The organism is Priestia sp. BR_2 (assembly GCF_041954005.1).
Lineage (GTDB): Bacteria > Bacillota > Bacilli > Paenibacillales > Paenibacillaceae > Paenibacillus_AQ > Paenibacillus_AQ lautus_A.
The window spans coordinates 34,009-54,882 of the sequence record NZ_JAVFHM010000071.1; the positions used below are offsets into that span (position 1 = coordinate 34,009).

17 protein-coding genes are annotated in these 20,874 nt (G+C 52.1%); all 17 read right to left on the reverse strand.

The genetic code is table 11. The features are described 5' to 3' along the window. Positions 1-47 precede the first annotated feature (47 nt). Entirely contained in the window at positions 48-956 is a 909-nt protein-coding gene (locus tag RB298_RS01560) for an RluA family pseudouridine synthase (protein ID WP_192569330.1), read from the reverse strand. Then, the gene (hemL, locus tag RB298_RS01565) at positions 953-2,248 is read right to left on the reverse strand and encodes a glutamate-1-semialdehyde 2,1-aminomutase (protein WP_486045411.1); all 1,296 of its coding nucleotides are present in this window, start codon (positions 2,246-2,248) and stop codon (positions 953-955) included. Before hemL ends, RB298_RS01560 begins: the two co-directional genes overlap by 4 nt. Before the next feature lie 36 nt (positions 2,249-2,284). Beyond that, positions 2,285-3,283, reverse strand: a complete 999-nt coding sequence (gene hemB, locus RB298_RS01570; RefSeq protein WP_096775398.1) for a porphobilinogen synthase — start codon at positions 3,281-3,283, stop codon at positions 2,285-2,287. A gap of 55 nt (positions 3,284-3,338) precedes the next feature. Next, on the reverse strand, positions 3,339-4,898 hold the full coding sequence (gene cobA, locus RB298_RS01575; protein ID WP_486045413.1) for a uroporphyrinogen-III C-methyltransferase: 1,560 nt from the start codon (positions 4,896-4,898) through the stop codon (positions 3,339-3,341). Positions 4,899-4,902: 4 nt separating this feature from the next. Continuing rightward, on the reverse strand, positions 4,903-5,859 hold the full coding sequence (gene hemC / locus RB298_RS01580) for a hydroxymethylbilane synthase (protein ID WP_145038565.1): 957 nt from the start codon (positions 5,857-5,859) through the stop codon (positions 4,903-4,905). Positions 5,860-5,862: 3 nt separating this feature from the next. After that, entirely contained in the window at positions 5,863-6,519 is a 657-nt protein-coding gene (locus tag RB298_RS01585) for a precorrin-2 dehydrogenase/sirohydrochlorin ferrochelatase family protein (RefSeq protein WP_096775395.1), read from the reverse strand. A gap of 6 nt (positions 6,520-6,525) precedes the next feature. Then, a complete protein-coding gene (gene ccsA, locus RB298_RS01590; RefSeq protein ID WP_009594011.1) occupies positions 6,526-7,356 on the reverse strand; it encodes a cytochrome c biogenesis protein CcsA in 831 nt (276 codons plus the stop codon). Positions 7,357-7,374: 18 nt separating this feature from the next. Next, positions 7,375-8,781 carry a glutamyl-tRNA reductase gene (gene hemA / locus RB298_RS01595; protein WP_009594030.1) on the reverse strand — a complete coding sequence of 469 codons (1,407 nt, stop codon included), beginning with the start codon at positions 8,779-8,781 and terminating at the stop codon, positions 7,375-7,377. A gap of 340 nt (positions 8,782-9,121) precedes the next feature. Then, on the reverse strand, positions 9,122-9,520 hold the full coding sequence (gene speD / locus RB298_RS01600; RefSeq protein WP_006208786.1) for an adenosylmethionine decarboxylase: 399 nt from the start codon (positions 9,518-9,520) through the stop codon (positions 9,122-9,124). Between the two features lie 355 nt (positions 9,521-9,875). Next, positions 9,876-10,466 carry a hypothetical protein gene (locus RB298_RS01605; RefSeq protein ID WP_015734002.1) on the reverse strand — a complete coding sequence of 197 codons (591 nt, stop codon included), beginning with the start codon at positions 10,464-10,466 and terminating at the stop codon, positions 9,876-9,878. Between the two features lie 213 nt (positions 10,467-10,679). Further along, positions 10,680-11,324: a ribosome biogenesis GTP-binding protein YihA/YsxC gene (gene yihA / locus RB298_RS01610; RefSeq protein WP_096775393.1), complete on the reverse strand. Its 645-nt coding sequence runs from the start codon at positions 11,322-11,324 to the stop codon at positions 10,680-10,682. A 17-nt stretch (positions 11,325-11,341) separates the two neighbouring features. Beyond that, positions 11,342-13,678 (reverse strand): endopeptidase La, encoded by a 2,337-nt coding sequence (gene lon, locus RB298_RS01615; RefSeq protein WP_486045418.1) that lies wholly within the window; start codon positions 13,676-13,678, stop codon positions 11,342-11,344. An 84-nt stretch (positions 13,679-13,762) separates the two neighbouring features. Then, a complete protein-coding gene (gene lonB, locus RB298_RS01620) occupies positions 13,763-15,472 on the reverse strand; it encodes an ATP-dependent protease LonB (RefSeq protein WP_374705900.1) in 1,710 nt (569 codons plus the stop codon). Positions 15,473-16,163: 691 nt separating this feature from the next. After that, a complete protein-coding gene (ispG, locus tag RB298_RS01625; protein WP_009590416.1) occupies positions 16,164-17,273 on the reverse strand; it encodes a flavodoxin-dependent (E)-4-hydroxy-3-methylbut-2-enyl-diphosphate synthase in 1,110 nt (369 codons plus the stop codon). A gap of 114 nt (positions 17,274-17,387) precedes the next feature. Beyond that, positions 17,388-18,653 carry an ATP-dependent protease ATP-binding subunit ClpX gene (gene clpX, locus RB298_RS01630; protein WP_009590414.1) on the reverse strand — a complete coding sequence of 422 codons (1,266 nt, stop codon included), beginning with the start codon at positions 18,651-18,653 and terminating at the stop codon, positions 17,388-17,390. Between the two features lie 14 nt (positions 18,654-18,667). Continuing rightward, a complete protein-coding gene (gene clpP / locus RB298_RS01635; RefSeq protein WP_009590407.1) occupies positions 18,668-19,258 on the reverse strand; it encodes an ATP-dependent Clp endopeptidase proteolytic subunit ClpP in 591 nt (196 codons plus the stop codon). Between the two features lie 274 nt (positions 19,259-19,532). Beyond that, positions 19,533-20,855, reverse strand: a complete 1,323-nt coding sequence (tig, locus tag RB298_RS01640) for a trigger factor (protein WP_036662679.1) — start codon at positions 20,853-20,855, stop codon at positions 19,533-19,535. Positions 20,856-20,874: the final 19 nt, after the last annotated feature.

The following is a 20,874-nucleotide window of genomic DNA, read 5'->3' on the forward strand; positions in this document are numbered from 1 at the left end:
AATTGCGCATGGAAGTTAGCGGGCGTTCAGGGCCGCTGCAGCATCCCCTATCGGTTCGCTCCCTCTATGATTCGCTCTCGTAACTCCATCATATCCTGAGGCCACGGCGCCGGCACCTCAATGCTCTCGCCCGTAAAAGGATGATGGAACAACAGGCGTTCGCCATGCAGCGCTTGGCGCGCAAACGTCCCGGGTCCCCCGTACAAAACATCCCCCAGAAGCGGATGTCCCATATGGCTTAGATGGACCCGGATCTGATGCGTACGGCCGGTTTCAAGGCGAATGTGCAGCAGACTGGCTTTCGGATACGCTTCGGCTGAGAGAATATGCGTGATCGCGGCCTGTCCCGTTAATGAAACCCTCCGGCGGCTTGCGTGATAGCGGTCCTTGCCGATCGGGAGATCGATTCGCTTCAGCTCCTGCGATACCCTCCCTTGAACGATAGCCGCATACATTCGAACGATCTTCTTCTCGCGCATGGCCTCGTCAAGCTTCAGCTGCGCATATTCGTTCTTGGCATACAGCACCGGCCCCGTCGTATCTTTATCCAGCCGATGGATGTGACGGACTGCCGCGTGAATCCCCTCTGCTTCGTAATAGGCGGCCACGACATGATTCAGCGTTGTCTCCCGGCTTTCGTTGTCCGGATGGACCGCCAAACCGGCCGGTTTGTTCACGACCAGGCAGAAATCGTCCTCGTACAACACCTGAAGCTCCTGCCACCTCGGTTCGATGCCGTATTCCCGATAAGGAAAAAGGACCAGCCGAAGCCGGTCCCCTCTCCATTGTATCCCCTGCTCATGATGAAGCTTGCGATACAGCTTCTCGGGCATACCGACCGTTTCCAGAAGCCACTTGGCGGCGGCCTCATCCCGATCCGGCTGGCCCAACAGCACTTTGCCGGGCGTCATCTCGAGCCATTCGCCGCGTTTACTCCAGCTGCCCCCGTAGCTCATAGGCTTTTGAAGGCGTTGTAATTGGCTTCGATGGTAGCATCGATATCTTCCACCGTATGGGCCGCCGAGATGAACATGCCCTCGAATTGGGAAGGAGGCACGCTGACTCCCTCTTGCACCATCGCCGCAAAATAGCGGCGGAAACGGTCCAGGTCACTCGTCTTGGCCGTATCGAAATTCACGACCGGCGAATTCGTGAAGAATGGGCAGACCATGGAGCCGATCCGGTTGATCGTAAGCGGGATGCCGAATTCCTTGGCGTTGCGCTCGAATCCTGCCTGAAGGCGGGCCCCCCGTTCCTCCAGCTGCTCATAAACGGCAGGCGTCAACAGCTTCAGGGTGGTGTATCCGGCTGCCATGGCCAGCGGATTTCCGCTTAACGTTCCCGCCTGGTAGATCGGTCCTGCCGGAGCGATCTGATCCATCAGCTCACGCTTGCCTCCATATGCGCCGACCGGCAATCCGCCGCCGATCACCTTGCCCAGGCATGTCAAGTCAGGCGTAACGCCGTAACGTCCCTGAGCGCAGTTGAGGTCCACCCGGAATCCGGTCATCACCTCGTCGAAAATAAGGATGCTGCCATAATCGGAAGTGACCTTGCGGAGGCCTTCCAGGAATCCTGGTTGCGGCGGAACCACGCCCATATTCCCTGCCACCGGCTCAACGATGACGGCCGCGATCTCTTCGCCGAAACGCTCGAAGGCAAGCTGTACCGATTCCAGGTCGTTATAAGGAACCGCAATGGTGTTGGACGCCACGCTTTCAGGCACGCCCGGGCTGTCAGGCAGGCCTAGTGTCGCTATGCCGGATCCCGCCTTGATCAGAAGGCTGTCCGCGTGACCGTGGTAGGAGCCCTCGAATTTGATGATTTTGCTGCGCCCGGTATAACCGCGCGCCAGACGGATGGCACTCATGGTGGCTTCCGTGCCGGAATTCACCATTCGCACCACCTCGATCGACGGCACGCGCTCGCACACGAGCTTCGCCATCTTCGTTTCGAGCAGGGTTGGCGCGCCGAAGCTGGTCCCTTTGGCAGCAGTCTCCTGAAGCACTTCAACGACTTCAGGGTGTGCGTGGCCCATAATCAGCGGTCCCCAGGAACCTACATAATCGATAAAGCTGTTCCCGTCGATGTCGTATACCCGGCTGCCTTCTCCGCGATCGATATAAATCGGCGTGAGTCCTACAGATTTAAATGCACGTACCGGACTGTTGACGCCGCCCGGGATATATAACTTCGCTTCTTCGAAAGCAGAACGCGACAACTCTTCTTTTCGCAAATCTTGGCTCATTCTATGCACTCCTAACTCTTTAGTCGTTAATCGTTGCTAGCCGCGCATCCAGCGTGCCGCATCCTTCGAGAAATACGTAATGATAATGTCCGCACCGGCACGCTTCATTCCCGTCAGCAGCTCCATCACGATCGCCTGCTCGCTGATCCATCCCTGCTGAGCCGCCGCCTTGATCATGGAATACTCGCCGCTCACGTTGTAAGCGACTATCGGCAGATCAAACTGGTCTCTGAGCAATCGGACAACGTCGAGGTAAGCCATCGCCGGCTTCACCATCAGCATATCCGCGCCTTCCAGCACGTCCGTCTCCGCCTCGCGGAGCGCTTCCCTTACGTTAGCCGGATCCATTTGATAGGTTTTGCGGTCGCCGAACTGCGGAGCGGAGTCTGCGGCTTCGCGGAATGGACCGTAAAAAGCCGAAGCATACTTAACCGAATACGACATGATCGGCACATTATAAAATCCAGCTTCATCGAGTCCGGTACGAATGGCTTGGACAAAGCCGTCCATCATATTGGAAGGTGCGATGATATCCGCTCCCGCTTTCGCCTGGGAGACCGCCGTGCGAACGAGCAGCTCCAGCGACTCGTCGTTTAATACGTCGCCGCAGGTGTGACCGTCACGCTCGAAGGTATGGACCATGCCGCAGTGGCCGTGGTCGGTGAATTCGCACAGGCACGTGTCCGCAATGACCAGAAGATCGGGATGCCACGACTTAATGAGGCGGGTGGCCTCTTGGACGATTCCGTCATCCGCGAAACCGGACGTGCCTACACTGTCTTTTGTCTCAGGAATCCCGAACAGGAGCACGGCAGGAATCCCTAGATTTACGATTTCGTCCACTTCTTCCTTCAGGGTATCCAGCGAAAAATGATATACGCCCGGCATCGAGGAAATTTCGGATTTCACACCGCTGCCATAGGTCACGAAGATCGGCTGGACCAGATCCTCCGTATGAAGCACGGTCTCCCGGACCATGCTGCGAATGCCGGCATTTTGACGCAGCCGGCGATGGCGTACGATTGGAAAACTCATGACGTTGTACCTCCATAAGATGTAATTTAAATCATGTATTTAAAAGATAAGGATATTATGGCGTCGTTATACGGCGTGGATCGCTCTCGTTCCAAACACACAAGGCCTTGACCAGACTGTCGACCGTCGCTTCCTCGGCGAGGAGCGATACGTGCAGTCCGGCTTCCTCCGCGGTTTGCGCGGTCAGCGGTCCGATGCAAGCAATCGTCGATTCCTTCAGCAGATCGGCAGGCTCTGCCACGCCCATCCCCTTCAGCACTTTCAGCAGATTGGTAACCGTAGAAGAACTGGTGAACGTGACCGCATGAATGCCGCCGTCTTGAAGCAGCTTCAGCAGCTCATCATCGTCCTCGCCGCACAGCATGTTCTCGTATATCACGGCTTCCGTCACATGCAGTCCCATTTCCACAAGCTTCTCCGGCAGCCATCGGCGCGCGAGATCACCGCGAGGCAGCAGCACGCGCTGGCCCGGCTGAAGCTCCGGACCGTAAGCATCGATAAGGCCCTCCGCCTGGTAACGCTCCTTGATCACTTCGGCGGTTATACCGTAATTCCCAAGAGCATCGGCTGTTGCGGGACCTACCGCGACGATGCGCGCCGAGGCCAAGGAGCGAATATCGCGTCCATGCTCCTTCAGGTGGCGGAAGAAAAACTCGACGCCGTTTACGCTGGTGAAGAACACCCAATCATACGTACCCAGCTTGTCCAGCGCTTCTTGAATCTCGGCAAGCACCTCGCCCTTCGAGGGCATCACCGTTTCAATGACGGGAAACTCATAAGGCTCCCCGCCAAGCTCCTCGATTTGGGATACCAATGAACTGGCTTGGCTTCGGGCCCTCGTGACCAGAATCCTTTTGCCGAACAGGGGCAGCCGTTCCGCCCACTTCAAGTGCTCCCGCTGAAGCACCACCTCGCCAACGACGATGACGGCAGGCGGCTGAAAATCCGCTGCCTTGACCTTGTCCTCGATGTCTGCCAGCGTTCCCGTCAGCGTATCCTGCTCCGCCCGGGTTCCCCATCTTATTAGAGCCACCGGCGTTTCCGGAGACCTTCCATGCTTCATCAGCTGACGGCTGATATAACCGATTTTCGCCACGCCCATCATAAAAATCAAAGTCCCCGTCGCATGGGTCACCTTATCCCATTGAATCATGCGGTCCAGCTTCTCGGGGCTTTCATGTCCTGTAATGATGGATAAGGATGAGGCATGATCGCGATGCGTCACCGGAATTCCTGCATAAGCCGGCACGCTGATCGCCGAGGTGATCCCCGGGACGATCTCGTACATGATGCCATGACGATATAACAGCTCCGCTTCTTCGCCGACTCTTCCGAAGATCGTGGGATCGCCGCCCTTTAAACGGACCACCGTCTTGCCTTCCAAAGCATAATCCACCAGCAGTTGATTGATCTGTTCCTGTTTCATCGTATGCCGATCCGGAAGCTTGCCCACGTAGACCTTCTCTGCTCCGGGTTTCATCCAGCGCAGCAGCCGAGGACTGGCTAATCGGTCATACACCACGACATCCGCTTTTTCAATGCATTCTTTGCCTTTGATCGTAATCAGGCGCGCATCGCCCGGACCTGCTCCCACGAGATAAACCTTGCCTGCCATCCCCTCAACCCCTAACTTGTGCCAGTATCTTCTCCGCTCCTTTAGCTTTCAGCTTTGCAGCCACTTCCACTCCGAGCGCTTCAGGGTCGGTTCCTTCGGCGCTTTCCTTCAAGACGATTTCGCCGTCAGGAGAACCTACCATTCCTGTTAATTGTATAACGTTTTGTTCGCCGCGGGAATCTCCTGCCTCCACATTCTTCATGACGGCGTAAGCCCCGATTGGGACCTGGCATCCGCCGTTCAGTTCGCTTAGAAACTTGCGTTCCGCGGCGACGGTCCGCGCGGTTACTTCATCGTTATAAAGAGAGAGCAGATGCAGCAGCTCTTCATCGTTTTCACGGCACTCAATGCCGAGAGCGCCTTGGCCTACGGCAGGCAGACTAACTTCAACCGGCAGGTACGACGTGATCCGATCCTCCCAGCCCATGCGCTGCAGGCCCGCAGTTGCCAGAATGATGGCCTGAAACTCGCCTTCCTCCATTTTGCGAATCCGGGAATCGATGTTTCCCCTGATCCAATCGATCTGCAGATCAGGCCGATAGGCCTTGAGCTGGCTGGACCGGCGCAGACTGCTTGTCCCTACCTTGGCACCTTGAGGAAGGTCATCCAGCGTTGTCCCTTCTTTGGAGATCAGGCAGTCGCGAGGATCTTTTCTTGCGGGCACCGCCCCGGAAACCAGTCCTTCAGGCAGAACGGAAGGCATGTCCTTCATGCTGTGAACCGCCATGTCAATTTCGCCGTCCAACATGGCCTGCTCGATTTCTTTGACAAACAATCCTTTGCCGCCTACTTTGGAAAGGGTAACATCCAGTATACGGTCGCCCTTGGTGACGATTTTCTTGACCGCGAAGTCATATTCCAATCCGTGCTCCTTGGCCAAACGCTTCAAATCATCGATAACCTGTCCTGTCTGTGTCAGTGCCAGAGCACTTTGTCTACTGCCAACTACGATTGTGCGCATCCTTCATTCCTCCTGATTCTTCTCAATCCACTGCTTGATTTCGTCCGGACTCCACGGCACATAACCTCCGCGGCGAATCTCCCCGAGCATGTCCATGCGGTATGCCTTTTGCAACAGCCGCCTGCGCGCGTCGGCGGACTTCACCTCATCCTTGATCATCGAACGCATGCTATATAAAAAATCCAGATAATCCTCATACTCCGGTCCGAACCGTTCTTCGAGCTCATCGCGTATATCGCGTGCGGCCATCGGCCCTGCTCCCGACGTGGACACGGCCAGCATAAGCCTTCCCCGCCGCAGCACCGTCGGATTGATAAACGTACCGGCATCGCCATCGCTGGCTACGTTAACCAGCACGCCAAGGCGATCGGCGTCCTCGGCTATCTTCAGGTTCAGCTTGGCGTCATCCGTTGCCGCATGGACCATAAACGCGCCTGCCGGATCGTCTGGCCGGTACTTCCGTTCCGTCCATTGAAGGGCCTTCTCTCCCGCCAAATGCCGGAGCGTCTCGCTTCTTAGTACAGGACTTACAATATGTACGCTTGCCCCGGCGTTCAGCAGGGTGAGCGCTTTGCGTTCCGCCACCTTGCCTCCGCCGACGATCAAGCATAAACGTCCCCTGCAATTCAGCAGGACGGGCACATAATGGTCATGCGTCATCAGCCGTCACACTCCTGACCAACTGTGGAAAGCGGACCACGTATTCAGAAAAAAGTTCAATATAATGAATCCATACCCGATTAAAGCCCATATGGCGGCCTCCCTGCCGGACCTTCTCCACAGTCGGCGTTTGATGAAATACACCATATACATCGCTAGCGCCGTCAGCGTAGACAATACTTTGATATCCAAAAACAGGGTCCACCGCCCGGCCATGGCCACTGACATTACGGCCAAGACAAGCGACATGACCAGAATAATCGTACCGGCCATCAGCGCTTTATAAGAATACACATCCAGCTTCTCCAGACTCGGCAGCCTGCGGACCGTATCATTCCACTGCTTGTGCTTCAGCTTCCGATGGAGAAACATGTAGATCGCCGCAAACACGGCCCCGACGGTCAAAGCGGCGAAGCTGATGCTCGCCAGGGCAATATGAATCAGCAAGAGACGGTGTTCCGTCTCCCAGCTGTACAATGCATTATCTCCTGCTGTGAACCACAAACGATTGACCAGCATCACGCAAAAACCGACGAGGTTGATGAGCAGGACGGCAAATTCCGAGCGTTTCATATACGCCAGGGCAATCGAAGTGATCGAAATGCAGAAGGCCAGCAGGAACAGGAAATCAAACAGCGTAAATACCGGGAAGTGGAAATGTCCGCCCTCCATGGCCCTGATGCCGATGCCCGCGAATTGCAGCAGCGCGGTAATGACAAGAAGCCCTGTGCCTATCCGCTTCGCCACCGAATTGCGTGAAATGCAATCCGAGATATAAAACAGAAGGCTCAGGGCATAGATACAAATGCCGGTGATATAAATTATGTTTAACAGCATGGGTTATACTCACCCTCCTCAAAGGGTGGCTGGGGCCAGAGACACCTTGAGCGGCTTCTCTTCTGCCTGCTGATCTACAGCATTCTTCGTCCGTTCAGCTTTAACGGGTGCAGTTGCTTTCTTGTTGCGGCCGCGGGCTTCCTGCTCATTCTCATGGATCAAGCTTTCCAGCGCAAAGATTTGTGAAAAATAATCCAATGCCTCGCCGCCCTGCTTGCCGCCCGTCATCTCCTTGATCCGGTTGATCGGATCGTGCATCATCTGGTTGACGATGCTTTTGGTCAAACGACGGATGACTTTACGTTGGCGTTCGTCCAGCTCCGGCAGCTTGTTGAACAAGCTTTCCATCGTTTCTTCATGAATGGCGTTCGATTTCTCCTGCAAGGCCCGAATCGCCGGTCTGACACCGAGCGTCTTCAGCCATGTGTGGAATGCATCCATCTCCTCTTGAATCATCACTTCGATCTTGGCTGCTTCCACCCGGCGCATTTCCAGATTGGTTTCCACAATGCCTTCCAGATCATCGATATCGTACAGGAATACGTTGGAGAGCTCCCCGACCGCCGGATCGATGTCCCGCGGAACCGCGATATCAATCATGAACAACGGGCGGGACTGGCGTTTCTTCATGCTCTCTTTAACCCGCTCCGCATTCAGAACATATTCATTCGAGCCTGTGGAGCTAATCACAATGTCGACTTCATTCAACAAATTCTTAGCTTCGGCGATGGTGCACGGCGTTCCTTTGAACTTGCGAGCCAGTTCCTCGGCACGGCCAAGCGTGCGGTTGGCCACGATCACTTCGGCCGCGCCGTTGGCATAAAGATGCTTCACGGTAAGCTCGCTCATCTTGCCTGCACCGAGTATCATCACTTTTTTATCGTTAAATGCGCCAAAAATCCGTTTACCCAGTTCCACCGCAGCATAGCTGACCGAAACCGCGCTCTCTCCGATCGAAGTTTCCGAATGCGCCCGCTTGCCGAGCGTAACGGCCTGCTTGAATAACATGTTGAACCAAGTTCCGGTGGCATCATGCTTCTGCGACGTCAAAAAAGCATTGCGCACCTGTCCCAGGATCTGCGTCTCTCCAATGACCATGGAATCCAAACCGCAGGTAACCTTAAACAGATGGGAAATGGCTTGTTCATCTTCATATATATAGAGGTGCTGCGTAAATTCTTCACGATTAATGCCGAACCACTGTTCCATAAAACTGCGGATAAAGTAGCCGCACATATGAAGGCGGTCTACCACAACATAAATCTCAGTACGGTTGCAGGTAGCGACAATGACGCCCTCCAATACGCTCTTGGTCGAATTAAGCTGCTCTAACGCCTTAGGCATGTCTTCTTCCGAGAATGTAAAGCGTTCTCTGACTTCCACGGGCGCCGTGCGATAGTTCAACCCAACAACGACGATGTGCATTGCATGTTCACCTGCCTATTTCTCCGAGTAGTTTTGCCGTTCACAACGGACTGCCTTGACCCTGTTCATTATATCACAGTATGCTGGGCAGCCTTGTCTATTTTATGAAATGTTTATGAAATCCCCATACTTCTTCATGCCATTCTTGAACATTCCTTCCTCTAGATCGCACCTTACTATTGTGGATATAGAACACCCTAGATATACGTACTATTTTCTACGAAATCTCATTTCAGAGAACGACGGCATGGAATCTTCATGAAACTTTCCCGTCTTCACAAAATAAATAACCATGGAAATATCCATGGTTATCAGAATACGCGTTTTTTTAAGGGCTGGATTAAACGAGCTCAGCCTGTTTCATCTCAGGCGTTTCCACGGTCATTTCGCCGAGTCCGCGCACGAGTTTCTTAGCATAGCATTTTTCAGGTTTCAAAGCGGATACCAGATAGTCAATAGCCAACTGCGGATCTACTGTCTCCCCGCAGGTATAACAGTCAATCGCAGCAAAACCTCTCTCAGGGTATGTGTGAATCGAGAGATGGCTTTCCGACAGCAACACCAGCACAGTCGCACCTTGTGGTTCAAACTGCTTGGATTGGACGGACAATACCGTTGCTCCACATGCTTCAGCGGCTTCCACCATCTGAGCTTGTAAAAATTCTGCACTGTTCAGTAGTTCAAAATCGACTCCCCAAGTATCAACAGCAACGTGTCTTCCGAAAGTTGAGTATTCCATCTTCCGGTTTCCCCCTTCCTAGGAATAAAATGTTTGAAAATTTCATCCGCTAGGACCTACGTCATTCACTTCCCGAGGGAATAATCTCTCGCAACATTACATGTCCTGAGTGAATCCTGGTTCCTATTTTCTTTTCAACGAGATTAAAAATAACATCTATGACGCTTAAATGCAACACCTTTTTCGAAAATAACCCATAAATATTTTACAGCTCAATATATGTGCATTTGAACCACATGGTGTCTCCGGCCCACGAAATAAATATCACCCGCTCTATGTTACATAAACATGCATGAAACCGAATTTTTAACGATAAATACACATAAAAAAAGCGCCCCTTGCGGGGCAGCCCTCCCTAAGCTTCAAGCACGAACAGGCGCTGATTAAACCGTCGCAGCCTTTCGTCTATCGTCTTCGTAATCAGTTTATCATTCCCTGCTGCAATCCGCTGGTCCAGAAGCACGTTGATATGATGCTGAATGGATTCGATCTCTTTCTCTGCTTCATTGCTGTTAAAGAGACGCTGCAGCTCGCCTGCCGTATTCTTGTACTCATAAATGACAATGCTGTCGTTCCCGGCGACTTGCGTAATTCGATGCACCGTTCCCGCATGGTAGTCGTAGCTCATCGTAAAGCCGCGATAAATCCGATTCACTTTACCTGATCCCTTAAAAGCCGCAAACAGTTTGCGTACGGCATTCGTCAGATGGGGAGTAACCAATCGGCATGACAGCTCACAGACGTACAAGCCATTCTTGCGTTCAAAGGGCAAATGAACTTCTTCCCCGCTTTCATCTTCGAGCACGAACTCCTGCTCTCCGCTATCCATGACTTTTACCCGGTTAGTGACCCGGAAAGCTTGGGTATATTGCAGAAATTGATCCATTTGAATATCCGTCATTTGCATTGTGGCATTAACATATTCTGTGGCTAACCGCTGAGCCATAAAAATCTCCCTCAATTCTTTTAACTTACTACCATTATACAGCAGATCCAAGCGGTCTTTCCTGCCGTTCGAATGAGAATATCCATCATATTTCATAAAAAAACGGAATTAGCCGGAATCAGAGCGATATTTCCCGCAAGATGCTCACTTTCCTGTAAAGAATGCACCGATTCCCTATAGCACCCTTGAAAAAACATCACAAACCCATCCGGATCAGACATGCTCGTTGCTGTCATTCTCCGAACCCGGGTGCGGCTCTTCCTCATGATCCTTCGTTCCCATATGGGACTCCATAATGGCCCATAACTCATCTTTACCCAAACCCAGCTCGGATGAAAACATGACAAAGGAATGATAGGGCTTGAAACCGAGCGTTTCCTTCACGATCTTCACATGCTTCTGGCGGCGCGTTTTCGGAATTTTATCCGCCTTGGTCGCGACTACGCACACCGGCCGGTTGTAATGCTGCAGCCATTCATACATGCTGATATCGTCTTTTGAAGGCGGGTGACGCATGTCCACAATCAATAATACAAGCTTCAGTTCTTCCCGGCTGAGCAAATATCTTTCAATCATTTCGCCAAATGCCGCACGCTGGGTCTTGGATACCTTCGCATAACCATAGCCGGGAAAATCGACCAGATACAGGTCGTCGTTCACCCGATAATAGTTGAGCTGCTGTGTCTTCCCCGGCGTGGCGCTTGTACGAGCCAGGTTCTTACGGGATATCATACGGTTAATCAGCGATGACTTGCCCACATTGGAACGCCCTGCCAGAGCAATCTCCGGCAAGGCGTCTTCAGGATATTGGGCAGGTACGACAGCGCTGATGACAAACTCGGCTTTCGTAACTTTCATAATGTAGACTTTCCTCTCTAGTGCACTCCCGCTTGTTCAACGAGCGCATGCTCCAGAACCTGATCCATATGGGATACCGGAACGAACTCCACGTCGTTCTTTACGCTGTCAGGAATATCACGCAGGTCGCGTTCGTTATCCTTAGGGAGCAATATTTTTTTGTACCCGGCACGGTGGGCTGCCAGCGACTTCTCTTTCAAGCCGCCAATCGGCAGTACGCGTCCCCGAAGTGTAATTTCACCCGTCATGGCCACGTCACGGGCTACATGCCGTTTGGTTAAAGATGAGATAAGAGCCGTCGCAATCGTAATGCCGGCTGAAGGGCCATCCTTCGGTATGGCTCCCTCCGGGATATGGATATGGACATCAAGCTTCTCATGGAAATCCGGATCAATGCCCAGCTCTACCGCTTTCGAGCGGGTAAAACTGAAGGCGGCTTGAGCCGATTCCTTCATCACGTCACCAAGCTTGCCCGTCAGCGTCAGCTTGCCGGTACCAGGCACCACGGTTACCTCAATGGTCAGCGTTTCGCCGCCCACTTCCGTCCATGCGAGCCCCGTGACCGTACCCACTTGATCTTCAAGCTCGGCCATGCCATAACGAAACTTCGGAATGCCGAGATAATCCTTGATATCGGCAGCCTTGATCTCGATGGATTCCGATTGCTGGGTCACGATCTGCTTGGCGGCTTTGCGGCACAGCGCCGCCACTTGCTGCTCGAGATTCCGCACGCCGGATTCACGGGTATATTCCCGGATCACCTTCATCAGCGCTTCCTCGTCCAGAATCAGCTGCTCAGGCTCAAGCCCATGCTCGCTCTTCTGCTTGGGCAGTAAGTAACGGTTGGCGATTTGGAGCTTCTCCAGCTCCGTATACCCCGGAATGTTCAGCACTTCCATCCGGTCCAGGAGCGGTCTTGGAATGTTATGAAGCACGTTTGCCGTCGTGACAAACATAACGTTGGACAGGTCAAAAGGAATTTCCACGAAATGATCGCTGAACGTATTGTTCTGCTCTGGATCGAGCACTTCAAGCAGTGCGGAAGACGGGTCCCCGCGGAAATCGGATGCCATCTTGTCGATTTCATCCAGCAGGAACACGGGATTCATCGAACCCGCTGTTTTCATGCCTTGAATGATGCGGCCCGGCATAGCTCCGACATAAGTGCGCCGGTGACCGCGAATTTCCGCCTCGTCCCTTACCCCGCCTAACGAGACGCGAACGAACTTGCGCTCGAGGGAACGGGCGATGGACCGGGCAAGCGATGTTTTACCGACGCCCGGAGGGCCGACCAGGCACAAAATAGGCCCCTTCATCTTCTTCACCAGCTTCTGGACCGCCAAATATTCCAGCACGCGTTCTTTCGGCTTCTCGAGACCGTAATGATCCTCGTCCAGCACTTGCTCCGCTTTGACGATGTCCAGATCATCCTCGGTTTTGTTCGTCCACGGCAGCGCCAGCAGCCAATCCACATAGTTCCGGATAACGCCGCCTTCCGCAGAGCTCGCCGGCATTTTCTCGAGTCGGTCGATTTCCTTCTCTATCTTCTCCTGGACGCGTTCCGGCAGTTCAAGCTCCTGAAGCTGACTTCGGAGTTCCTCTACTTCCCCGGCACGGCCTTCCTTGTCGCCAAGCTCTTTCTGGATGGCCTTCATCTGTTCGCGCAAATAGTATTCCTTCTGGGTCTTCTCCATTTGCTTCTTGACCCGCTGGTTGATCTTGCGCTCCAGCTCCAGCACTTCGCGCTCGTTATTCAGTATATCTAGAAGTTTCTCGAGCCGTTTGCGAACGTCGATTGTTTCGAGAATTTCTTGCTTATCCTTGATCTTCAGCGACAAATGACTCGTAATGACGTCCGCCAGCCGTCCTGGCTCATCGATATCGGAAACGGCCGCCAGTGTCTCAGGCGTCACTTTCTTCGACAGATTGATATAATTCTCAAACTGAGACAGTACGGTTCGCATTAATGCGGAGACTTCAGGATCATGGTTCTCCTCTTCGGGAAGCTCCCGAGCGATGACCTCGTAGTATTCCTCTTGATCCGTATATTCAATAACTTCCGCCCGTTCCATACCCTCCACTAGCACACGTATGGTACCGTTTGGAAGCTTAAGCATCTGGCGTACATTCGCAACTGTGCCAATCCGAAAAATATCATCCTGCGTCGGTTCTTCAATGTTCACTTCCGATTGAGAACATAGGAGAATCAAATTGTCTTCAACCATCGCCTTTTCTAAAGCCTTTACCGATTTCTCCCGGCCTACGTCCAAGTGAAGCACCATGCTTGGATAGACCAGAAGACCTCTTAAAGGCAGTAAAGGAAAACGACGACCTTTGGATTTACTGGGTCCCATCGCTTTCGCACCTCCAATGGCTCTCAATGTTGACACTATTCCTATTTTATCAAATCTGCGTATAAAAAACCAACTATACGAGGCTTAACATCCTCCGGCATCCGTTATTTTTCCGTTGCGCGGAGGCGTGGCCTGCAGCAATGAAGCGGAAGAGGATGGAAATACCTCGTTTCCGGGAAGCTGTATCACCTCCGGAGCGAACGTACCGCCAAAGATATGCCCGAAAACTTCATCCACCGATTCCACCGGAATCACCCGCAAACCCCCGCTCAAATCCTGGAACAAGGTCTGCCAATTGTCCTTAGGGATGATCACGCGGGTCGCGCCTGCCTGGAATGCCGCCTCCACCTTGGCGATGACTCCGCCAATCGGCTTCACTTTTCCATGGATGCTTATCTCGCCGGTCATCGCTACCTTGTTATCGACTTCAACCCCTTTGATGGCCGACACGATGGCCGTAGCCATCGCAATGCCGGCGGAAGGGCCGTCGATCGGCGTTCCTCCGGGAAAATTGATATGCAGGTCATAGTTTTTGGGCGTAAAGCCCATCGAGCCCAGCACGGTCAGCACATTCTCGATCGAGCCTTTGGCCATGCTCTTGCGGCGCAGCTTGCGCGAGCCTCCGCCAAATTCCTCTTCATCCACTACCCCGGTGATATTGTAGGTACCCCGGCCCTCCTCGACAGGAACCGCAGATACTTCAATTTCTAGCAGAGCCCCCATATTCGGGCCATATACGGCCAATCCGTTAACTACCCCAATCTGCGGCTTCTCCGGTATTTTCCGGTCGGGCCTTGGCTGCAGCTGGCTGCTGCTGGCTACCCATTCAACATCCGCCGCGCGGAGGGCATCCCGCTTCTCGGTCAATGCCAGACCGGCCGCCAATTGAATCATATTGACCGCTTCCCGGCCGTTGGAGCAGTACTGCTTCACGACTTCTACCGCTTCCGGCGGAGCGTTCAGGCCAATCTTCTGAATGGCATCCTCCGCAATCTTGCCGATCTCTTCAGGCAGAAGCGGACGGAAAAAAATCTCCATGCAGCGCGAGCGAAGTGCAGGAGCAATCTCTTCCGGCGAACGTGTCGTAGCACCAACCAGGCGGAAGTCCGCCGGAAGCCCGTTTTGAAAAATATCGTGAATATAAGCGGGCGTATTGGCATCCTCTGAATTATAATATGCGCTTTCCAGCAGCACCTTGCGGTCCTCCAGCACTTTTAAAAGCTTATTCATCTGGATGGGATGCAATTCCCCAATTTCGTCAATAAACAGGATTCCCCCATGGGCCTTGGTCACCGCGCCCGGCTTCGGCTGAGGGATGCCTGCCACCCCCATGGCACCGGCGCCTTGGTAAATCGGATCATGAACAGAACCGATGAGCGGATCGGCAATTCCACGTTCATCGAAACGGGCCGTCGTTGCGTCGATCTCCGTGAATTTCGCGTCGTATTTAAACGGCGATTGCGGGTTCTTCTTGGCTTCCTCCATCACCACGCGGGCAGCAGCGGTCTTACCGACTCCCGGAGGACCGTATACGATGACATGCTGAGGATTCGCGCTGCATAGCGCGGCTTTTAAGGCGCGCAAGCCGTCCTTTTGCCCCACAATGTCATCCATGGTTTGCGGCCTTGTTTTCTCGGCGAGCGGTTTCGTTAACGATACCGACCGGAGTTTGCGGAGTTTATCCAGCTCCTTGCGCGATTCCCGGTCCACCGCTGTTTTGCTTGTCTTCTGTCCACGCAATAAATTCCAAAAATAAATGCCGATGATGACTGCAAAAAACAGCTGCACCAGCATAATCACGATACTTAAATTCACAAGTCATTCCTCCTGTACTCCATTATGTCTTCATCCAAACGTTAATACATGGTAGTATTGCCGATTCCTCGGATGGTAAAACGCAGGAGGCGGAACAAATTGTAAAAGAGGGGATGATTGAATCAGGTTGTTTTGACGAAGCCGTAAAAGTATCAAAAAGTGGATGGAGACGCTTAGGTGAGACGCTCCGCGTACGTATCGTTCCTCCGATCGCTGTTGTTTCCGAATTTCATGAATAAGAAGAACCAATGTAAAAACTCGGCAACAGCTTATCCTTCCGATGCGAGTTTTCCTGCGGAAAACTTTTAGCCGACCGCTTCGCTTCTCCGGAATCGATTCGTCCGCTCTGCTGGTGCGGCGCATGGCATCCTTCTTCATCGTGGGGGGGGGGAGAGGGGAGAGCTGAACTTCATAAAAAGAAGCTCAATAAAAGGCTCAATAAAGAGCTTAATTCCTGTAATACACACTGAGACGGACTCCTGCAATTCTTACCGTGCATCAGAAATAAACGAGCCAGGCTACTTGTTCTGTTTGTCATCAATACAGATCGTTCAAAGAAATTATAAGATATACCTTGTCTCCCCTTACAATACAACAAAACGGCAGTCTCAATTAGCCAGAGACTGCCGTTTCAATATAAGTGGTTGTTACAATAACTTAGTTATCAAGCTCAGACCGTGGATTTGTGCTTGCGCCCCGGGATTTCGCCGGTTTCCTCATACACCTTCACGATATGATCGATTTCTTTCTTAAGTTCTTCCACCATGGTGGCTTCCGGAACTTTGCGGATCATCTCTCCGTAACGGAAGAGCAAACCTTCCCCACGAGCGCCGGCAATACCGATGTCGGCTTCTCTGGCCTCACCGGGACCGTTCACGGCGCAGCCCAAGACGGAAACCTTAATCGGCACTTTAATCTTCGAGATGTACTCCTCCACCTCATTGGCGATGGAGAACAAATCGATATCCAGCCGTCCGCAAGTCGGGCAGGATACCAAGGTTGCCGCATCCGAGATCAGACCGAAGGATTTTAGAAGCTCCCGGCCAACCTTGATCTCTTCGACCGGATCGGCGCTCAAGGAAATACGCATCGTGCTGCCGATGCCTAGGGACAAGAGCGCCCCAAGACCGGCCGCGCTCTTCACGGTACCCGAGAAGAGGGTGCCCGCTTCGGTAATCCCCAGATGAAGCGGGTACGGAATCACTTCCGCCGCCTTGGTGTACGCCGCAATGGCCATCGGCACATCAGACGCTTTAAGCGAAACGATGATATCGTGGAAGTCCAGTTCTTCCAAGATGCCGATATGATACAAGGCGCTCTCTACCATGGCTTCCGGTGTCGGATACCCGTATTTTTCAAGAAGGTGATTCTCCAGGGAACCGGCATTCACCCCGATCCGAATCGGAATCCCCTTCTCCTTGCATGCCTTCACGACGGCTTCGACCTTTTCGCGCTTACCGATGTTCCCCGGATTGATCCGGACTTTATCGATACCGTTCTCGATCGCCATCAGGGCGAGCTTATAGTTAAAATGAATATCCGCCACGAGCGGGATATGAATGCGTTTCTTGATTTCTTTGATGGCAGCAGCTGCTTCCTCATTGTTTACCGTTACCCGGACGATCTGGCATCCCGCTTCCTCCAGGCGCAGTATCTCGGCAACGGTTGCCTCCACGTCTGCTGTTTTGGTGGTGCACATGCTTTGAATAATGACTTCGTTCTTTCCCCCAATGGTAAGGTTCCCCACCTTGACGGGCCGTGTGTCTTGTCTCAAAAACATGGTACGATCTCTCCCATATAACGCCAAAGCTCCACTCCAGCAAAGCCCATTTGGGCATAACTGGAAGTGGAGAATCAGCGTAGATTTATTCCACGTCTAAAACGCTATAACGCATTAGGCGCTTTCTTCTTGTTTCTTGTCGTCTTCGTTAGCTTTGGTTTGAAGCTCAGGAATCACTTTATCCCGAACGACCTGCTCCGTAATGACGCAATCCTTGATGTCATCCCTGGACGGCACTTCATACATCACGTCAAGCATGATGCTTTCGATGATGGAACGCAGTCCGCGTGCACCCGTATTGCGCTTAATGGCTTCGCGGGCAATCGCTTCAAGTGCGCCCGGCTCAAACTTGAGGTTCACGTTATCAAACTCAAGCAGCTTTTGGTACTGTTTGGTCAGCGCGTTTTTAGGCTCGGACAGAATACGGACCAATGTCGCCTCATCCAGCGGCTCGAGCGTGGACACGACCGGCAGACGGCCGACGAATTCCGGAATCAATCCGAATTTCAACAGATCCTCCGGCAGAACCATCGTCAGGTATTCACCTGGCTTAAGATCCTTTTGGCTTTCTCCGGATGCATTGAAGCCGATGACCTTTTTGCCGATCCGGCGTTTGATGTACTGCTCCAAACCGTCAAACGCACCGCCGCAAATGAACAGGATGTTCGTTGTATCGATCTGGATGAATTCCTGATGCGGATGCTTGCGTCCACCTTGCGGCGGCACGGAAGCAACGGTTCCCTCCAGAATTTTCAGGAGAGCCTGCTGAACCCCTTCACCAGAGACGTCACGCGTAATGGACGGATTCTCCGATTTGCGGGCCACTTTGTCGATCTCATCAATATAGATAATGCCGCGTTCTGCTTTTTCCACGTCATAATCCGCAGCTTGAATCAGCTTCAGCAGAATGTTCTCAACATCCTCACCCACGTAACCGGCTTCGGTCAGCGAGGTTGCGTCTGCAATAGCAAACGGCACGTTCAAAATTTTGGCCATCGTTTGCGCAAGCAAGGTTTTACCGGAACCTGTAGGTCCGAGCAGCAAAATATTACTCTTTTGCAATTCGACGTCCTCGATCTTGCTCTGGGTGTTGATGCGCTTGTAGTGATTGTAAACGGCAACCGAAAGGGATTTCTTCGCTTGATCCTGTCCGATTACGTATTGATCCAGGATATCGCGGATTTCACGCGGTTTCGGAATATCCTTCAGATCCACTTCTTCCTCGTGTCCGAGCTCTTCCTCTACGATCTCCGAACACAAGTCGATGCACTCGTCACATATATAAACACCGGGCCCCGCAACCAGCTTGCGGACCTGCTCCTGCGATTTGCCGCAGAAGGAGCACTTCAGCTGCCCTTTGTCATCGTTAAATTTAAACATGCTATTACCACCCCTTAAGATTTGGTCGGTGAAGACAGAACATCATCAATAATACCGTACGCCTTCGCTTCCTCCGCGCTCATGAAAAAGTCGCGGTCTGTATCGCGTTCGATTTTTTCAAGGGGCTGACCCGTGCGCTCCACATAGATTTGATTCAGTTTTTGTCTGGTCTTGATGATCCAATCTGCATGGATTTGGATATCGGATGCCTGACCTTGAATGCCTCCGAGCGGCTGATGAATCATCACCTCACTGTTCTCGAGAGCATATCGTTTGCCTGGCGCTCCTGCAGTAAGCAACAATGATCCCATGCTGGCGGCCATGCCGACGCAAATCGTGGATACATCAGGCTTGATCAACTGCATCGTATCATATATACCCATCCCGGCCGTTACCGAACCGCCAGGGGAATTGATGTACAAAGAGATGTCTTTTTCCGGATCTTCCGCAGCCAGAAACAGAAGCTGGGCAATAACAAGATTGGCAACATCGTCATCGATCGCACTGCTGAGGAATATAATGCGATCCTTCAGTAATCTTGAGTAGATATCGTAAGATCTTTCGCCTCGACTGGTTTGTTCAACAACCATAGGTACAAGACTCATGCGACCAACCTCTTTTCCTTGAAAAATATACTACAGCGTTACAAAAGTTATTCTAACATGTTCAAAGCACGATGTCATTTTTTAACCCTGTTTACATTCTATGAACTTGCCAAGAATTATATCCTGCCAACTTGTCTCATTATGTATGTCGAAATTTATAACCAATTCATGTCACATTTAGTAGTAAATTGGCTATTCTTAGTTAAAAATAAGGCACGCATGAAATGTACGTGCCTTATCTAATGTGAGGGCAGCTTCGGAAGCCGCCTATTTATTATTCTTCAGTTGCTTCTTTTTTCTCAACAGGAGCGCCTTCTACGCTGTTTTCCAGCAAGAAGTCGATCGTTTTGCGAAGAAGCAGTTCTTCACGAAGGCTGTCGAGGGAACCGTTAGCACCGAGGATGCTGCGGATTTCATCAGCGGAACGCTTGTACGTATCAGCCATGTTTTCCAGCTCTTTGTTGATTTCTTCTTCGGATACTTCGAGTTTCTCTTCCTTCGCGATTTGCTCCAGCACGAGGTTGTTGCGAACGCGTTTTTCAGCATCGTCCTTCATTTGGCCTTCCAGATCGGCATTGGTTTGGCCGGAGAAGCTTAGGAACATTTCCAGGTTCATGCCTTGCTGGCGAAGACGGTTGTCGAAATCGCGCATCATGTTTTGAACTTCGGATTGAATCATGGCTTCCGGAATTTCAACTTCAGCGTTTGCTGCTGCTTTTTCAACGGCTTCGTTCTCACGAACGCCTTGGGCTTCTTGCTCTTTGCGAGTCAGCAATTGCTTCTTCAGATCTTCCTTGTACTCATCAAGCGTATCGAACTCACTAACGTCTTTAGCGAATTCATCATCCAGCTCAGGAAGCTGTTTGCGTTTGATTTCGTGCACTTTCACTTTGAAGACAGCTTGTTTGTTAGCCAATTCTTCAGCATGGTAAGTTTCAGGGAATGTCACTTCCACGTCTTTGAAGTCTCCTGTAGCCATACCGATGACTTGGTCTTCAAAGCCTGGAATGAACGTGTTGCTTCCAAGCTCAAGGGAATAACGCTCAGCTTGTCCACCTTCGAAAGGAACGCCGTCGACGGAACCGTCGAAGTCGATTACAACGATATCGCCGGACTGGGAAGCACCTTCGTCGATAACGGTAAGCTCAGCATGACGTTGTTGCAGACGCTCAAGCTCTTCATTCAGTTCCTCGTCGGAAACTTCTGCAGCTACTGCAGCAACTTCGACGCCCTTGTATTCGCCAAGCTTAACTTCCGGCTTCACGGTTACTCTAGCTTTGAACTTGAAAGTTTCGCCTTTAGCGAACTGCTCGATGTCCACTTCCGGACGATCCACAGGGAAGATATCCGCTTGTTCCACAGCTTCGCTGTATACTTCCGGAAGAAGGATGTCGATTGCATCCTGATACAGGCTCTCTACGCCAAAACGCGCTTCAAAGATCGGCCGAGGCACTTTACCTTTACGGAATCCAGGTACATTTGCTTTTTTAGCTACTTTATTAAAAGCCTTGTCGAGAGCGGATGCAACGCGCTCCGCATCAACCTCAACGTCAAGAACGCCAAGGTTCTTCTCTATTTTTTCCCAAGTTGCTTTCATTTATGCTTTCCCCTCCAAA

Coding starts and splice junctions, on each gene's coding strand:
- RB298_RS01560 (WP_192569330.1), bottom strand. CDS start 956: ATGAGCTACGGGGGCAGCTGGAGTAAACGCGGCGAATGGCTCGAGATG.
- hemL (WP_486045411.1), bottom strand. CDS start 2,248: ATGAGCCAAGATTTGCGAAAAGAAGAGTTGTCGCGTTCTGCTTTCGAA.
- hemB (WP_096775398.1), bottom strand. CDS start 3,283: ATGAGTTTTCCAATCGTACGCCATCGCCGGCTGCGTCAAAATGCCGGC.
- cobA (WP_486045413.1), bottom strand. CDS start 4,898: ATGGCAGGCAAGGTTTATCTCGTGGGAGCAGGTCCGGGCGATGCGCGC.
- hemC (WP_145038565.1), bottom strand. CDS start 5,859: ATGCGCACAATCGTAGTTGGCAGTAGACAAAGTGCTCTGGCACTGACA.
- RB298_RS01585 (WP_096775395.1), bottom strand. CDS start 6,519: ATGACGCATGACCATTATGTGCCCGTCCTGCTGAATTGCAGGGGACGT.
- ccsA (WP_009594011.1), bottom strand. CDS start 7,356: ATGCTGTTAAACATAATTTATATCACCGGCATTTGTATCTATGCCCTG.
- hemA (WP_009594030.1), bottom strand. CDS start 8,781: ATGCACATCGTCGTTGTTGGGTTGAACTATCGCACGGCGCCCGTGGAA.
- speD (WP_006208786.1), bottom strand. CDS start 9,520: ATGGAATACTCAACTTTCGGAAGACACGTTGCTGTTGATACTTGGGGA.
- RB298_RS01605 (WP_015734002.1), bottom strand. CDS start 10,466: ATGGCTCAGCGGTTAGCCACAGAATATGTTAATGCCACAATGCAAATG.
- yihA (WP_096775393.1), bottom strand. CDS start 11,324: ATGAAAGTTACGAAAGCCGAGTTTGTCATCAGCGCTGTCGTACCTGCC.
- lon (WP_486045418.1), bottom strand. CDS start 13,678: ATGGGACCCAGTAAATCCAAAGGTCGTCGTTTTCCTTTACTGCCTTTA.
- lonB (WP_374705900.1), bottom strand. CDS start 15,472: ATGCTGGTGCAGCTGTTTTTTGCAGTCATCATCGGCATTTATTTTTGG.
- ispG (WP_009590416.1), bottom strand. CDS start 17,273: ATGTTTTTGAGACAAGACACACGGCCCGTCAAGGTGGGGAACCTTACC.
- clpX (WP_009590414.1), bottom strand. CDS start 18,653: ATGTTTAAATTTAACGATGACAAAGGGCAGCTGAAGTGCTCCTTCTGC.
- clpP (WP_009590407.1), bottom strand. CDS start 19,258: ATGAGTCTTGTACCTATGGTTGTTGAACAAACCAGTCGAGGCGAAAGA.
- tig (WP_036662679.1), bottom strand. CDS start 20,855: ATGAAAGCAACTTGGGAAAAAATAGAGAAGAACCTTGGCGTTCTTGAC.